This window comes from Leptospira hartskeerlii (assembly GCF_002811475.1).
Lineage (GTDB): Bacteria > Spirochaetota > Leptospiria > Leptospirales > Leptospiraceae > Leptospira_B > Leptospira_B hartskeerlii.
The window spans coordinates 157,424-172,250 of sequence record NZ_NPDL01000003.1 but is presented as its reverse complement, the minus strand read 5'-3'; the positions used below and the strand labels follow the sequence as shown (position 1 = coordinate 172,250).

Sequence of the window (14,827 nt, the reverse complement as noted above, 5' to 3'; positions counted from 1 at the left end):
ATTTTTTTTCCGGGACTGTCTTTCGATTCCATTTTACGGCTCGAAATATTTCTCCTCTTTTCTATACAAGACCAGGACTTCCCCAAGTCAAGTATGATCGATCATAGATTTTTTCTAGAAGACAAAAGAAGCCTTAGGCTTTTGATCCTGGGAAACAAAGAGGCTACCGGAGATCCAAACGACCCGAATTTTATCCGGGAGAGGGTCGCGCAGGCTTCCGGAGTTGCGGGTACCGAAGTATTTTTTATGAACCAGGAACATGGAACTACCATCCTGGAAGTAAACGGATCTCCCAGCGCCGAAATTCCTACAGGGGATGCTCTATTTACCACGGAACCTAAAAAGATCCTAGTCGTAAAAACGGCTGATTGTATGCCGATCTTCTTTTGGACAGGAAGGCCTGCTCTTGTAGGGGTAATCCATTCTGGCTGGAAAGGAACTCTTGCAGGTATTACTGAAAAAGTCCTGGCTCATGTGCAGAAAAGATATGGAGTAGATCCTGAACTGGTCCATTTTTATTTAGGGCCTTATGCGACCGGCAAACACTATGAAGTCGGAGAAGATGTGGCTTCTCTTTTTCGTAAAGAAGTGCCGAATTCTCTCAAAGCGTTAGAAGAGCCTGGAAAGTTTCTGTTGGAACAAAAAACTTTTTTACTTCATAGGATTAAAAGTCTAGGGATACAGCCTTTTTTGGAAACTGCCGGAGTTTGTACGATGTCTCCCAATTCTAAATTTTTTAGTCATAGAAGGGGAGATACCGGTAGGAATTTGAATTGTATCTGGTTGGAATAAGATCCTAAATTAGAAAAATTCAGGATCAGATCTTGATCGTTTTGCGAACGGTAGAGTTTGCTTTTTCTAGAACCTTTTCTCTTTTGATCGGTTTTATCAGATAGTCCATGATACCATCTTCTGTTAAAGCCTTGATGACTGCGGGAGTGTTTTCGTCGCTGATCACGATCACTCTAGGAAGAACTCCCATTTCTTTCATTTCATAAAAGGCGGCAAAACCGTCTATCACAGGGAGGTGAAGGTCTAATGTAATCAGGTCTACCTTTCGGTTTTCCTTGTACATATTCAGGAGTTCTTTGCCCGTTTCCGCAAAACCGACCACTTCATAACCTTCGGATTCCAGGATCTGAGCCAATTGTTTAGCTTGGAATTTAGAATTTTCCGCAATGATTACCTGATAAGGTCTTCCTGATGGAGCTACTCCGCCTTTCATCCAGTCACCGTCCCCGTTAATTCAAGAAATTTCCAGAAAGTTTCATACATTTAGTATTTATATACGTAAAAATATGAAATTTCCAAGCATCGAATCAATTCCAGGCTTTATAAAACCTTCTCAATTTCTATTCCGATTTCTTCCGTTCCCAAAATTTCGGCGCCTTTCTCGGCGATATCTTTGGTACGTTTTCCTGCGGAAATCACTTTACGGACTGCAGTTTCTATCTTTTGTGCTTCTTCTTCCATAGAGAAAGAATAACGTAAGAGTAGTGCAGCACTCAAAATCTGAGCGATCGGGTTTGCAATTCCTTTGCCTGCGATGTCCGGTGCGGATCCGCCGGAAGGTTCATATAAACCGAATCCGGATTCTGAAAGGGAAGCAGAAGGAAGCATCCCGATAGAACCTGTGATGATGGAGGCTTCGTCGGAAAGAATGTCCCCAAACATATTCTCGCAAAGGATCACGTCGAATTGTTTCGGATTTACGATTAGCTGCATCGCCGCATTGTCCACATAAAGATGGGTTAATTGGACGTCGGAAAATTCTTTTTTGTGAAGGTCGATCACCACTTCTTTCCAAAAAACGGAAGTGGTTAATACGTTTGCCTTATCAATGCTTGTGACTTTATTATTTCTTTTTCTCGCGGCTTCGAATGCAACTCTTGCTGCTCTTTCGATCTCTCTGCGGGAATATCTCATTGTATCGAATGCGAATTCTTCCGCTCCGCTTCCTTCTCTACCTTTTGGCTGACCGAAATAGATACCTGAGGTTAATTCTCTTAGAATAAGAATATCCAGGCCTTCTCCAATAATTTCAGGTTTGATTGGAGAAGCATTTCTGAGCTCAGGATAAATGATCGCAGGTCGAAGATTTGCGAATAGATCGAAATGTTTACGTAAAGGAAGAAGTGCTCCTCTCTCAGGTTGTTTTTCCGGTGGAAGTGATTCCCATTTAGGACCTCCAACAGATCCGAATAGGATAGCATCTGATTCTTCACAAAGTTTTAAAGTTTCTGGAGGAAGAGGTCCTCCAGTTTTGTCGATTGCAATTCCTCCTACTAAGCTTTCCGTAAATTGGAAGTCGGAGGCTTTGGAGCCGAGCGCTTTTTTAAGAACGGAGAGGGCCACTTTCATGACCTCGGGGCCGATTCCGTCCCCTGCTAATACGGCTACTTTTTTCATAGAGCTGTTGTTTTCCTTTTTATTTCTGTGCTTCTAAGACGGATTCTAGAATATCCAGTCCTTCATTCAAATATTGTGCTGAGATCGTAAGCGGAGGCATGACACGAATAACAGTGTCTCCAGTAGCATTTATGATCAGCCCTTTTTCCAAACAGAGTTCTGCGATCGGTCTAGAAGGAACGGTTAATTCTACTCCAATATGAAGACCCTTTCCTCTGATCTCTTTTACGATCTTATTTTTCTGTTTCATCTGATTCAAACGGCTGAATGCGATCTCGGAACAAGAGTTAACGTTTGCAAGAACGTCTCTTGTTTGGATGATCCGGATCGTTTCATAAGCAATCGTTGCGCCCAAATGGTTTCCGCCGAAAGTGCTTCCATGAGTGCCTTTCGCTAAAACGTTTTGGTATTTTTCCGCAATGATCAAAGCACCCATAGGAAATCCGGAACCAAGACCTTTTGCAAGTGTCATTGCATCCGGAGAAAAACCGAATGTTTCAAAAGCAAACATAGTGCCAGTTCTTCCGAAACCTGTTTGGATCTCGTCTAAGATCAGAAGTGCCTCATTTTCTAAGGTCAACTCTCTAACAAGGTTCATATATCCATGGGTAAGAGGGATGATCCCGCTTTCTCCCAAGATAGGTTCTGCAATGAACGCAACCACTCTTCCCGCGAATCTTTCGAATGCATCCACTAGCTCTTCTTCATTGTTTGGGCTAACGAATTCTATTCCTTCCAATAGTTTCCCGAAGCCGGTATGCATTTTTTTCTGTCCGGTTAGGCTGATCCCTGAGACGGATCTTCCATGGAAACTTTTATGGAGAGATATGATTACCGGATCGTGTATCTGTTTCTGTTCCGCGTAAGCTCTAGCTAGTTTGAAAGCTGCTTCTGTTGCTTCCGTTCCGGAATTACATAAGAATACCTTTCCTGGAAAAGTATTCAGGATGAGAAGTTCCGCTAAACGAGATGCTTCTTCCGAATAGAACCAATTGGAAGTATGCATTAGTTTGTCTATTTGGTTGCGGATCGCTTCTATAATATCCGGATCGCTATGACCCAGATTTGTAACTGCTACACCTGCTAAAAAGTCGATGTATTGCTTATTGTTTTGATCGAATAATAATTCGTTCACTCCGTAACGGAATGCTACAGGGTAACGATTGAATAAGTCTAGAAGATACTTGTCTGTAAGTTCTTTTGTACTTTGAAAATCTGATGCAGTTTCGTTCATGATAAACCAGCCAATTGTAAAAATAAGGACTCTGTTTCTTTCAATTCTTCTAATAAACTGTCTGTGAGTTTTGGGATCTCAGTTTTAGTCTTAGGAGAAGTCCTGCTCTTGAAAGAAGAATAAATTTTGATCTTAGGTTCAGTCCCAGAGGGACGGATAGTTAGCTTTGCCTGATCTTCTAATTCTAATTGGATCACATCCGAGGAAGGAAGACCCGAAAACGCAGATTTAGATGCGCTTCCCCTTGCGATCTTATTCTTAAAATCTAAAAATCCTGTGACCTTTCTTTTGCCGATCGATTTTCCGATCAGGTCGTTGTCACGGAGTGATTGTAATGAATCTTGGATCTTTTTTTTGCCTGCAAGTCCTTCTAAGGTTAAAGACTTTAGACTTTCTTGGTACAATCCATACTTCAGATACACATCATCCATATAGGATAGAAGGTCTTTTTTTTCGGATAGAACTTCCATGAGTAGAAGTGCGGAAGACAAACTATCTTTATCTCTTACAAATTCCACCGGAAGATAACCGTAGGATTCTTCTCCTCCGAATAGAAAATACTGGGTTTTGCTCTTGTCTAGTTTTCCCATTACTTCTGCGATAAACTTGAAACCTGTTAGAACATTCTTAAGTGCGATCTTGTTTTTCTTTGCAATCTCAGCTTGTAGGTCGGTGGTTACTACGGTTTTTACAAGAACCGGTTTTTTTCCTTTTTTAGGTTTAGAGCCTACCTTCTCCGCTAAGTATGCAGCTAGAATGGAACCGATCTGATTTCCATTTAGAAGTGTGTATCCTCCCTTAGGATTTTTGACTCCAATCCCAAGTCTGTCCGCATCTGGGTCAGTTGCTATAAATGCGTCTGCCCCGATCTTTTCAGAAAGTTTTCTGCTCATTTCCAGAGCTTCCGGTTCTTCCGGATTCGGGAATTTGACTGTAGGAAATTCGCCGTCCGGATCTTTTTGTTCCGGGACCAGAGTCACATTTTTGTATCCGAAGTCTTGTAGTAGCTTCTTCATATATTTTCCTCCGGTTCCATGGAGAGGAGAATATACTAATTTGGTTTGGGATCTTTCTTTTGGAGTAACCTTAGAAGATACGATCCCTGATTTTTTAAGAGCTTTCAGATAGGAAGAAAAACAATCTTCTCCCGCTTTTTGGACGAGCTTCTTGTATTTCGGGTCCTTAGAAGAAAGAAACGGGATCTCATTCCAGTCTTGGACTTTGTCGATGAGAGAGATGATCTTTTTATCGTCCGGAGGAGCGAGCTGTTCTCCTTTAGAAAGATATGCCTTGAACCCATTGTATTCAGGAGGGTTATGTGATGCCGTTAAGACCACACCACCTGTCGCTTTATAATAACGAACTGCATAAGAGAGTAACGGTGTAGGAGCTACTTCTGAGAATAAGATCACTTTGATCCCGAATGATGCTGCCACTCCAGCTGTGACCTCTGCAAATTCTCTAGACCTTCTTCTGGAATCGTACGCGATCACTAAGATCGGTTTTTTGGACTTTTGGACCAGATATCTGGAAAAGCCTAGGGCAGCTTTCCCGACGGTGAATTCATTCATTCTACCGATCCCGTTTCCGATCCTTCCCCTCATTCCACCGGTTCCGAATTCTAAGGGTACAGTAAATGCCTCGATTTCCAGGCCGTTTGTTTCTCCCTTTTTGTATCTATCCAGTACAGCTTTCGCTTCCTGTTGTACCTGGGGAGAAAACGGGGATTTGGTCCAGGATTCTATGTGGGATTCTGTGCTCATATATTTCTCTAGTTCACCCTATACTTGGAATAAAAAATCTAGTTCTTCCTGGTTCAAGACGTTTTTTCGCCGATTCTATTAGTATGGAATCTAATGAAATTTCCCGAGAACAACATAGGGAACTGGACTCACTTAGAGCGGTACTACGGAACATTTCCTTCCTTCTATTTTTACTTTCCGGTATTTTAACGTTCGGAGCCTTTTTAAAGGAGGCCCCTGGAAAGATTGTAATCCAAGCTGTGTCAGCGGTTTTATTTTTTATCTTGGGGATTTTGGGTTACGGAGCCTCTCTTTCTTTCCGTAAATCCTTAATTTTAGAGGAGAAGGACCCGGAGCAGATCCTATTTGCTCTCAAGGACCTGCGATTTTTCTTAAGTGGACTCGGTTGGATATTACTCGGTCTATTTTTACTCTCCTTTTTTGGAGCTTTTGCATTGCTTCTTTCTTGAATTAGAAAATCATGATCGTAAGTGGATTTAAGAGAATTTTTCATTGAAGATCGTCTAGAAAAATTTAGGACGGAAGCTCTATGTAATCTGGGAGAAAGCGGGGTCAGAAATCTGGACCTGGACACTCTTGCAGAATATCTGAGTTTAGATTTGAGAGATTTGGGAAGACTCTCTTTGGCAGATTCTCCCAATTCGGGAAGAAAAGATCTAAGAGAAGAAATTTCGAAACTTTATAATAATGTTTCTCCCGATCAGGTTCTGGTGACTACCGGAACAGGAGAAGCACTCTTCATCGCATTTCATTTACTTTTAGAGAAGGGAGATCTTACTTCATTATTCTGGCCTGCGTTTCAGGCATTGTATGAAGTTCCCAGATCTATCGGTGCCAATCTACAAAAAGTGGACCTTCTTCCCAGATTAGAAAGTAAGGAATTAGGATTTGGAAAAGAGAATCTTAACAAATTATTTCAAAATTCTCCCAAGCTTATTATATTCAATCATCCTCATAATCCGACTGGAATCATCGCGGAAGAAGAAGATAAGAAAGAACTTCGAAAACTCTCCGGGAATTTTCCGAATTGGATCTTATTCGATGAACATTATAGATTTCTTTCGGATGAAGAAGATCTGGGTTGGAGTGGCTTGGGCATTTGCGAAAATTCAATTTCTACGGGCTCTATCACAAAATGTTTTGGTGTGATGGGGCTTAGGATTGGTTGGTTAATTGGTCCTAAAGATTGGATTTCCAAAGCTAGGTCCATGAAGGATTATTTGACTCATACTGTTTCTCCAATATCAGAGTTTCTGACTTTGAAACTTCTACAGAATCGTAGAGTGTTGCAGAGTAAGATTCGGGACACCCTCAGGGGGAATGTGCGAACCTTCGCCCAAGCAACCGCGTCGACTGGAAAACTTCCAGGCGTCGAAAGTTTTAAAGAGCCAAGAGGTGGAGTAGTCGGTTTTGCAAAGTTACAAGAAGGTTTAGACTCCAGAAAATTTGCGGATCTGCTATATAGGAAAGCGGGAGTGTTTGTTTTGCCTTCCGCTGATTTTGAAACGGAAGGTTATATTCGGTTAGGATTCGGAGAGACAGAAGAAAGGTTTTGCTTGGGCCTAGAACGCTGGAGCACTTTAGGATCGGATGTAATCGCTCTTTTGAATAGATAAGCGATCTGTCTATCTCTAACAAAAGATCCGGACTCTAGGGTAAAATAAGATTTTCCTAAAAATACATGAGGACTTTCTAATATACTTTCAAAATGAGAATTTTCTTTGGCAGGTTTCCAAGTCCATTCCAAACCTCTGATCCCAATCTTTAAAGTTTCTCCTTGGATTTTCCAATAAGTTTCTCCGGTTCGATAAGGTAATCCTTGTCTGAGTCTGGGGTCCTCTTCTTTTAATAGATCGGGTGAGATCCAAACCCCTAGAGGAAATAATAGAGGTCTTTCCGGATCGATCTCTTCTTCTTTTTTATGACCATAAACCCAGACTTCCGTTCTATAAACTCTGTTTGGACTTGGAAATGTATCTTCGTACAGATTTCCCAATTGATGAGATAGTACCCTCATAGACTGGATACGTACTTTCCATTTTCCAGGTTCTCCCACTGGAAGAATTGATTCGGGGAGACAATCTTGGAACAGATCGGCAGGAACTGAGGTCTCCCAAATTACGAATGGGGAAAGTGTAAGAGTGCTTATTTGAGGAAACCAAACTTCCCAGAAATATGGCTTGTTTCGTAGGTGGAAATTTTCCTTTTTGCGGACCTTCTTCTTTATTTCCTCTTGGAATAAATTTTCTCCCGGGTGAAACGACCTAAAGCTTGGTTCCGATTCTTGGATCTTGGATTTCCAAGGCAGAAAAAATAACAAGGACCAAAGGGAAACCTTATGTTTTCGAACTCTATGGAATTTTCTTTTTGCGTTTGGAAAAATTTCTTCTCTTTCGGTTTCAGAAAAGGAGAAGGGCGGCAGGTTTTCAGACCAGTCTTCGGTCGTGGAAGATTCTCTTCCGTTTAAATTGCGAAAAAAGCTGGAATGGGACTCATGAGTAACGTAAGGATCCAGTCTTTTTTGGAGTCTGATCTTTCCCGCTTCCCATTTGATGGAAAGGTGGAAAAAAGAGGACCGGAACCAGGAGAAAATTTTTTCTTTTAAACTTTTTAGTCCGATCATTCTTGGAGATAGGTTAATAGACAGAGTTGGGAAAGGCAAGCCTAACTTCCCCTAAAAAAGGAAAGAAATATGGGAAGAACGTCCTTAGAACATGAAGAGTTTTTAAAATCCATAGATGCGTTCCATCTAAGGGTCCTTGCAGAGATTGATTATCCTCAATCATTATTCAGAGAAGGAAAGATCAAGGATACTATCTGCATTTTTGGATCTGCAAGGATCTTAAGTCCGGATGAATGCAGAGAGAAAGAGACCAGAGATCTTTCGGAAGTAGAAAGAAAATTATTCGTAAAACAAAAAGAGATGTCAGTTTACTATGAGGCCGCCAGAAAAACTGCAAGCCTAATCACCGCCTGGGGAAAAGAGATTTCAAAAGATACCAGAAGAATGGCGGTTTGTACGGGTGGCGGGCCTGGCATCATGGAAGCTGCCAACCGAGGAGCAAAAGATGCGGGAGGACCTAGCCTTGGTTTGAACATCAGACTTCCTTTTGAACAATTCGTGAACCCTTATGTGGATCCGGAAATTAGTGTGGAATTTCATTATTTCTTCATGAGAAAACTTTGGTTCCTCCGATTGTCTATGGGAGTAGTGGCTTTTCCGGGGGGATTCGGAACGGTAGACGAGTTATTCGAGACCTTGACCCTGATCCAAACGGGTCGGAATAACCGCAAAATCCCAGTCATCTTGTATGGGACAAAGTTTTGGAGAGAGATATTCCATCTAGAAAGTATGATAGATTACGGACTGATCAATTCCGAAGACTTGGAATTGATCACATACTGTGATACTCCTGAAGATGTTCTGGAAACATTAAAGAAGAAGGTCCCATTGGATTTGGAGTAGGCCTCAAAAGGGGAGAATTTTAGGATTTTTTCCAAATCTTTTTGGTTTCCTTGACATAAGCAACTTATAGAAAACTATGGTCGCAGTATGGCCAGAAAATGTGTTGTGACAGGGAAAGGTACGATATCCGGAAACAATGTTTCCCACTCTCACCTTAAAACCCGTAGATCCTGGAAAATCAACCTAATCAAGAAACGTATCTTCTTAGAAGATGAGAATCGTTGGGTAACCGTTCGTATCTCTACTCGTGCTTTAAGAACCCTGAAAAAGAAAGGGATCAAAGCTGCGATCAAAGATAACGGCGAATCACTAAAAGCTCTTGCCCCGAAAAAGTACGTCGGAATCCAAAAAAAGGCAATCTAGTCCTTCTTTTTCCCCGACCCAGGTATATGTTTCTCGAATTTACTTCCTACTCAGGAAGGAATTCGGGGACGTAAATTCTCCTCTCCAATATTCCAAAGACTACGAATTCGCGATCTCGGTAATTCTTTCCGCTCAATGTACGGACGAAAGGGTTAACCAAGTTAGTCCTCTTCTTTTCGCAGAATTTCCTACATTGGAATCTCTTGCTTCTGCTCCTTTGAAGAAGATAGAAAAGATCATTTATCCTACAGGTTTTTATCGGAATAAGGCGAAGTCGGTTTCCGGTTTTGCGAATCTTCTTCTAAATGAATATGACGGCAAATTGCCAAAGAGTATTCAGGAACTGATCAAACTTCCGGGTATAGGAAGAAAAACAGCAAACGTAGTATTAAATGAGATCCACCATATTTCGGAAGGATTCGTGGTAGACACTCATGTAAAAAGAGTTTCTAAAAAGTTAGGTCTTACCAAACAAACAGATCCTGTAAAAGTAGAGAAGGACTTAATGCAAAATGTGCAGTCCGAATATTGGATGGATCTGTCCTTATATTTTATATTTTTAGGAAGAAAATATTGCAAGGCGCATAAGACATTCTGCGAGACTTGTATCCTTAGAAAAGAATGTCCTTCTTCCACATCACCTATAGATTAGAGAGGCCCAAATGAGCGTAGAAGTCTTTTTAGATGAAAAAATCCAGGGAATGGAATTAAGCACTCAACATATAGTCATGTCCAGGGACTTAAACCAACACGGTTTCCTTTTCGGAGGACAAATGCTTGCTTGGATCGACGAAGGTTGTGCGATGTTCGTAATCGAAAAAATAGGATATTCAAATCTTGTGACGGTGACTATGGATAACGTGATCTTTAAAAGCCCGGGATTACTCGGCGAGATCATTCAGATTTTTTCTAAAATAGAAAAAGTGGGAAAAAGTTCCATCACCATCCGAAGTGCAGCAATCGCAAAAAGTCAGAAGAAAAAAGAAATAAGGGAGATCATAGATTGTAGGGTAACCTACGTCTGTTTGGACGATTCCGGAAAACCATTCCCTTATTTCAGTCAATTCGATCCGGAAGAATTTTTAAAAAAATAAAATGACCGCTCAATTTCCTGTCTCTCCTGAAAAAGCAAACCTTCTTCTTGCCAGAATGCGAAAACTTGGCATCAAAGAATCCGATCTGGAAGAAACTTTTGTAAGAAGTGGCGGCAAGGGTGGGCAGAACGTAAACAAGGTTTCGACTGCCGTCCGACTACTTTATAAAAAGACAGGTCTCGAAATTAAATGTTCCATCCATCGTACCCAAGGTTTAAACAGATATAAGGCGAGAATTCTTCTATGTGATAAAATAGAAGCCGAAATTTTAGAAGCTTCCAAAGTAGAAGATCCTAAACTTACAAAGATCAGAAAGGCCAAAGCGGATAAGGCGAGAAAAGCCAAAAGAAAGGCCGCTTCCAAGACTTTGGCAGGTCTAAAAAGAAAAACCTCTCCTGAAAACGATTGGGGTGAAGAATATTAAATCATGCCGGAAGTAGTCAATCATACTCTGATTGTAGAAAAACTCAAAAACCTGACTGGAGCTCCTGGGTGTTATCTCTGGAAGAATTCGGAAGGAGAAGTGATCTACGTAGGCAAGGCTAAAAATCTAGATAAGAGGATCCGTAACTATTTAAAAGAAAAACAAACGGATCTAAAAACCAGATACCTGCAGAGAGAAATTTTCGATCTGGATTGGTTTGCAACTTCCACAGAAAAGGAAGCTTTAATTTTAGAAGCTACCCTGATCAAAAAACATAATCCCCGATATAATGTTCGTTTAAAGGATGATAAAAAATATCCATATATCTGCGTTTCACTTTCGGAACCTTATCCAATGGTATTTATCACGCGCAAAATAAAGGATAATGGAGATAGATACTTCGGTCCTTTTACGGACGTAAGGACCACTCGGGAAATTTTAGATGTGATCCTGAGAATTTTTCCCATCCGAAAAGTTAGACAAAAACTTCCACTTCCTAAACCGAAACGTCCTTGTTTGAATTTCCAAATGGGAAGATGTTTGGGCCCTTGCCAGGGGACAGTTCCAAAAGAAGAATATGCAGTCATCGTAAATCAGATCATACAATTTTTAGAAGGTAAAAAAGAGATCCTGGCAAACGAACTTACAAAACGTATGGATGAATATTCAGGAAAACTGGAATTCGAAATTGCTGCTCGTTACAGAGACATGCTGGGAAGATTACAAATCTTCAGACAAAAACAAACCGTTGTGAGTATGGACGGCGGTGACGAAGATGTGATTGCATTCGCACGTAAAGAAGATGAAGGACAGGTCGTCCTTATGGAAGTTCGAGGTGGGCTCTTAGATAATAAAAAATCTTTTCCTTTGCAAGGTGTGCAGAATTCCACGGAAGAAGAAATATTATCATCCTTCTTCCGAGATTATTATATGGGAGCAGGAATGATCCCTGCAAGTATAGTCGTTCCTTTCGGTCTAAAAGAAGAAGGGGAGACTGTGTTAGACTTCCTACAGGAAAAAACAGGGTTTAGACCTAAATTAAGATTTCCTAAAGCAGGAGAGAAAAAGTCCCTATTAAAGATCGCCGAAAAGAATGCGGAACTTGGGCTTACGGAAAGACTTCTCGCCACTCACTATAAGGACCAAACCGTAGCCTTAAAAGAGATCCAGGAAATGTTCCAACTCAAGGAACCTCCTCATATTATAGAATGTTATGATATTTCCCATTTCCAAGGATCATTTCCCGTTGCAAGTGGAGTGATGTTCGTAGAAGGAAAACCGTTCAAACAGGGTTATAGAAAGTATAATATCCGAGGTTACGAAGGTATCAATGATCCTGGAATGATGCATGAAGTGATTTCCAGAAGACTGCAAAGAATTATCAATGAAGACGGTGTAATGCCTGATCTGATCGTAATTGATGGAGGTCCTACACAACTTGGAAAAGCATGCGAGGCCGCGGTAGAAGCCGGTGCCGCAAATCTTCCGATGGTAGGTCTCGCTAAAAAAAGAGAAGAGATCTATTTCCCCGGAGAAAGTTCTCCTTATAGTTTCGATATGAATTCACCCGGGATGAGATTACTTCGCCATCTCAGGGATGAGGCACATAGATTTGGAGTGGAACACCATCGTTCTCGTAGAAATAGAGAAGCATTGACTGGTCTAATTCGTGAAGTTCCGGATATAGGATTAAAAAGAAGTAAACTTCTACTAAAATCATTCTCAGGTCAGAAAAAAATAGAAGAAGCAAATATAGCGGAATTAATGAAAGTCCCTGGTATCGGCGAGGCGCTCGCGGAAAAAATTTATAATTATTTTCATTCTGCAAACTCCGCAGCTCCCGGCGGAATCACCGTTCCGGATAATTCCGACAATAATTCCTAAAAATTGCAAGTGAGAAGTTTTTCCCCAGACAAGTAGCTCTGGAGGAAAAAATGCGAACAATACTATATACCTTTGGCTTAATCATCTTTTTCATTTTGGGTTCTTGCAAACAAGACTCCAGTTCCCAATATCTCTGGGAAGAATCTTCAAAGTCTGTCCAATTCAATTACGATCCACTCCATGCGGAAAATTCAAGACTCATTTCCGATCTGGTGCAAGAGATGGGTCGAACTTGTTTTGTCTCCGGCGAAGATCCTAATTTTAAGATCCGGATCTGCGTTAGCGACAATGGAATTTCAGAATATGCAAAAATTTTTGCCGCCTGGAAAGAAGGGGCATTAGTCTCTGAATTTGTTTATAGTCTTTCCGATGATTCTGAATATAAAATCGGAACATACCCTTTCTTAGAAATTAAGAAGAAAGTCGAAGTTTCCAAATTTGCACTTGTTGGAGATAAAAAGCTAAAATCGATAGATGCAGAAAATTCTCTTTGGAGTCGGAACAATTTTAATCTCAAAAATCATTTTAAAACTTTTAGTATATTCTTTCTTTCTAATGGGATTTCAATTTTGGTTCTTCCTCCTTTAGGAGAATCGGAGGTTTATCTTGCGTTGTCTGTTAAATCACCGAATTTGGAAAAAGAGATCCAAAATCTGATCCTGGCTAAAAACCGAATTGGGTTAGATACTTGTAGTTCTTCCATTCCGATCATCACAGAGATTTTCGGAGACACAAATTCGAATCTAGGAAGGTGGATAGAGATCTATAATCCAAATTCTTTCCCGGTATGCGAAGAAGGTTTGCAATTTACTCTATTAGGAAACAAGATCTCGATTCCCAAAACGACAGGTTTCATTTCTCCTTACGAAACTCGGATCTATGCGGAAGAGTCTACTTCCTTAGAGAATATTTCTCTTTCAGGCATCAAATGGGGAGATCTAAAGAAGCCTGGCAAAATTTTGCTGAGTAGAGAAGATCATTCCGTAGAATTTAATCTTCCAGGGAGCGGATATTTATTCGGAGAAACTTACTATTCTTGGAAGGGAAATTCTTTCTCTCATTGTGAAACTACTTCTAAATTCTGCATGGATCCGGGAGAGAATCAAACCTCTAAGGTTGAGAACGAATCTGCCTGTGATCCAAATGATTTCGAATTAGAAGAATTGAATCCGAGTGGGTTATCGCATAAGGGAGTTCTGCAGGAAGATTGGAAATATTTAGATCTGATCTATAAAGGAACTAAAGTTTGTGATCCTTCTTTTTTAAAAATCGGCTGGGGAAAGAATCTTTTTCCGATCCGGATCTCTAAAAGAATTTCGGCTGGAGAAATACTGAGCATTGGAAATCTACCGTTTCTATTAGGAAATCCCTCTTATTCTTTTTCGATCTTTAAGACTGTTACAGCGAGCGATATTGTTTCTCTATCGAATTCTTCTGGAATGGAGAAGATTCTCTGGGATGGGATCTTTAGGACTTCAAAGGGAATTCCGACTCGGATCGTACTCCAAAAAACGAATGGTGAGATTATAAGCATTTGTTTTGAGAATGGCCGGGCATTTCTTCATCCGAGCTTGATTGCCGATTTAGATTCAAATACTGGATCAGAGTCACCTTTTTCACAATCTGCAATTGCTTTAGAAAACTCCAGGTCGTCTGCCGGGAAAAAGTTTTGTTCTAAGCAAGAGACAACGGGAAAAATCCAATTTTCGGAAGTTTCTTGGATGGGTTCTTACCAAGGTGCGGACCCGATTTCGAAAGATAGATTTTTGGAATTTGTATCTACTACCGAAAACTCTCCCGACTCCGCATTTTTAGAAATAATGCAGAGTAACGGTTCTCTAATTTCTATTCTTCTACCTATATCTAAAAAAGGTCCGACTTTAATTTCTTCCGGAAGATCTACTTGTTTTCCGCAAACTGAGTTTTGGAAGGATACAAGTTTCAGTTTACCTGCTTCCGGATCTAATATTCTCAAAATTTATGATCCTTATACTGGAGAAGTTTGGGACGAGTTTGTTTATAATTCTTCCGGTCCTGGCATAAACGATACCAAAAATAAAATTCGAAAATCCGCATATTCTAAAACGGAATATGGTGTAAGGGTTTGGTCTGCAAATTCGTATTTAGGTAGGCCTTATCGAGATCCTAACTGTACGTTTACGGAAGCTAGTCCTGGGATTTCGGAATAAG

The 14,827-nt window shown here is 40.6% G+C and carries 15 protein-coding genes; 10 read left to right on the top strand and 5 right to left on the bottom strand.

The features are described 5' to 3' along the window. Positions 1–93 precede the first annotated feature (93 nt). The gene (locus CH352_RS06180) at positions 94–792 is read left to right on the top strand and encodes a purine nucleoside phosphorylase YfiH/LACC1 family protein (RefSeq protein WP_100705955.1); all 699 of its coding nucleotides are present in this window, start codon (positions 94–96) and stop codon (positions 790–792) included. Between the two features lie 25 nt (positions 793–817). On the opposite strand, the gene CH352_RS06175 is transcribed toward CH352_RS06180, so the two are convergent. The 4 genes from CH352_RS06175 to CH352_RS06160 form a co-directional block, all read right to left on the bottom strand. After that, positions 818–1,225 (bottom strand): response regulator, encoded by a 408-nt coding sequence (locus tag CH352_RS06175; protein ID WP_100705954.1) that lies wholly within the window; start codon positions 1,223–1,225, stop codon positions 818–820. A gap of 107 nt (positions 1,226–1,332) precedes the next feature. After that, a complete protein-coding gene (gene leuB / locus CH352_RS06170; protein ID WP_100705953.1) occupies positions 1,333–2,409 on the bottom strand; it encodes a 3-isopropylmalate dehydrogenase in 1,077 nt (358 codons plus the stop codon). A gap of 19 nt (positions 2,410–2,428) precedes the next feature. Beyond that, positions 2,429–3,643: an aspartate aminotransferase family protein gene (locus CH352_RS06165; RefSeq protein ID WP_100705952.1), complete on the bottom strand. Its 1,215-nt coding sequence runs from the start codon at positions 3,641–3,643 to the stop codon at positions 2,429–2,431. Further along, the gene (locus CH352_RS06160) at positions 3,640–5,406 is read right to left on the bottom strand and encodes a phospho-sugar mutase (RefSeq protein WP_100705951.1); all 1,767 of its coding nucleotides are present in this window, start codon (positions 5,404–5,406) and stop codon (positions 3,640–3,642) included. The genes CH352_RS06165 and CH352_RS06160 overlap by 4 nt, the downstream gene beginning before the upstream one ends. Before the next feature lie 83 nt (positions 5,407–5,489). Here CH352_RS06160 and CH352_RS06155 point away from each other — a divergent pair, with 83 nt between their 5' ends. Together CH352_RS06155 and CH352_RS06150 are read left to right on the top strand one after the other, a co-directional pair. Beyond that, complete coding sequence (locus CH352_RS06155) at positions 5,490–5,855, top strand: hypothetical protein (RefSeq protein ID WP_100705950.1); 366 nt, start codon at positions 5,490–5,492, stop codon at positions 5,853–5,855. A 21-nt stretch (positions 5,856–5,876) separates the two neighbouring features. Further along, positions 5,877–7,022 (top strand): aminotransferase class I/II-fold pyridoxal phosphate-dependent enzyme, encoded by a 1,146-nt coding sequence (locus CH352_RS06150; RefSeq protein WP_100705949.1) that lies wholly within the window; start codon positions 5,877–5,879, stop codon positions 7,020–7,022. Here the strand turns inward: CH352_RS06150 and CH352_RS06145 are convergent. Then, positions 6,920–8,029 carry a hypothetical protein gene (locus CH352_RS06145; RefSeq protein ID WP_125169473.1) on the bottom strand — a complete coding sequence of 370 codons (1,110 nt, stop codon included), beginning with the start codon at positions 8,027–8,029 and terminating at the stop codon, positions 6,920–6,922. The genes CH352_RS06150 and CH352_RS06145 overlap by 103 nt on opposite strands. Positions 8,030–8,098: 69 nt before the next feature. Between CH352_RS06145 and CH352_RS06140 the strand changes: the two genes are divergently transcribed. The 7 genes from CH352_RS06140 (at position 8,099) to CH352_RS06110 (ending at position 14,826) form a co-directional block, all read left to right on the top strand. Next, the gene (locus tag CH352_RS06140; protein WP_100705947.1) at positions 8,099–8,872 is read left to right on the top strand and encodes an LOG family protein; all 774 of its coding nucleotides are present in this window, start codon (positions 8,099–8,101) and stop codon (positions 8,870–8,872) included. 87 nt (positions 8,873–8,959) lie between these two features. Further along, the gene (gene rpmB / locus CH352_RS06135) at positions 8,960–9,235 is read left to right on the top strand and encodes a 50S ribosomal protein L28 (protein WP_100705946.1); all 276 of its coding nucleotides are present in this window, start codon (positions 8,960–8,962) and stop codon (positions 9,233–9,235) included. Beyond that, positions 9,192–9,887: an endonuclease III domain-containing protein gene (locus tag CH352_RS06130; RefSeq protein ID WP_100705945.1), complete on the top strand. Its 696-nt coding sequence runs from the start codon at positions 9,192–9,194 to the stop codon at positions 9,885–9,887. The genes rpmB and CH352_RS06130 overlap by 44 nt, the downstream gene beginning before the upstream one ends. A gap of 10 nt (positions 9,888–9,897) precedes the next feature. Next, positions 9,898–10,329 (top strand): acyl-CoA thioesterase, encoded by a 432-nt coding sequence (locus CH352_RS06125; protein ID WP_008591302.1) that lies wholly within the window; start codon positions 9,898–9,900, stop codon positions 10,327–10,329. Between the two features lies 1 nt (position 10,330). Then, entirely contained in the window at positions 10,331–10,753 is a 423-nt protein-coding gene (locus tag CH352_RS06120; RefSeq protein WP_100705944.1) for a peptide chain release factor family protein, read from the top strand. Positions 10,754–10,756: 3 nt separating this feature from the next. Continuing rightward, positions 10,757–12,637 (top strand): excinuclease ABC subunit UvrC, encoded by a 1,881-nt coding sequence (gene uvrC, locus CH352_RS06115; protein ID WP_100705943.1) that lies wholly within the window; start codon positions 10,757–10,759, stop codon positions 12,635–12,637. A 50-nt stretch (positions 12,638–12,687) separates the two neighbouring features. Next, a complete protein-coding gene (locus tag CH352_RS06110) occupies positions 12,688–14,826 on the top strand; it encodes an LIC11755 family lipoprotein (protein WP_100705942.1) in 2,139 nt (712 codons plus the stop codon). Position 14,827 lies beyond the last annotated feature (1 nt).

Excerpts from the sequence above, each read along its gene's own strand:
- CH352_RS06120 (WP_100705944.1), top strand. The coding sequence starts at position 10,331 with ATGACCGCTCAATTTCCTGTCTCTCCTGAAAAAGCAAACCTTCTTCTT.
- CH352_RS06165 (WP_100705952.1), bottom strand. The coding sequence starts at position 3,643 with ATGAACGAAACTGCATCAGATTTTCAAAGTACAAAAGAACTTACAGAC.
- CH352_RS06155 (WP_100705950.1), top strand. The coding sequence starts at position 5,490 with ATGGAATCTAATGAAATTTCCCGAGAACAACATAGGGAACTGGACTCA.
- CH352_RS06145 (WP_125169473.1), bottom strand. The coding sequence starts at position 8,029 with ATGATCGGACTAAAAAGTTTAAAAGAAAAAATTTTCTCCTGGTTCCGG.
- CH352_RS06125 (WP_008591302.1), top strand. The coding sequence starts at position 9,898 with ATGAGCGTAGAAGTCTTTTTAGATGAAAAAATCCAGGGAATGGAATTA.
- uvrC (WP_100705943.1), top strand. The coding sequence starts at position 10,757 with ATGCCGGAAGTAGTCAATCATACTCTGATTGTAGAAAAACTCAAAAAC.
- CH352_RS06160 (WP_100705951.1), bottom strand. The coding sequence starts at position 5,406 with ATGAGCACAGAATCCCACATAGAATCCTGGACCAAATCCCCGTTTTCT.
- CH352_RS06180 (WP_100705955.1), top strand. The coding sequence starts at position 94 with ATGATCGATCATAGATTTTTTCTAGAAGACAAAAGAAGCCTTAGGCTT.
- CH352_RS06110 (WP_100705942.1), top strand. The coding sequence starts at position 12,688 with ATGCGAACAATACTATATACCTTTGGCTTAATCATCTTTTTCATTTTG.
- CH352_RS06140 (WP_100705947.1), top strand. The coding sequence starts at position 8,099 with ATGGGAAGAACGTCCTTAGAACATGAAGAGTTTTTAAAATCCATAGAT.
- rpmB (WP_100705946.1), top strand. The coding sequence starts at position 8,960 with ATGGCCAGAAAATGTGTTGTGACAGGGAAAGGTACGATATCCGGAAAC.
- CH352_RS06175 (WP_100705954.1), bottom strand. The coding sequence starts at position 1,225 with ATGAAAGGCGGAGTAGCTCCATCAGGAAGACCTTATCAGGTAATCATT.
- leuB (WP_100705953.1), bottom strand. The coding sequence starts at position 2,409 with ATGAAAAAAGTAGCCGTATTAGCAGGGGACGGAATCGGCCCCGAGGTC.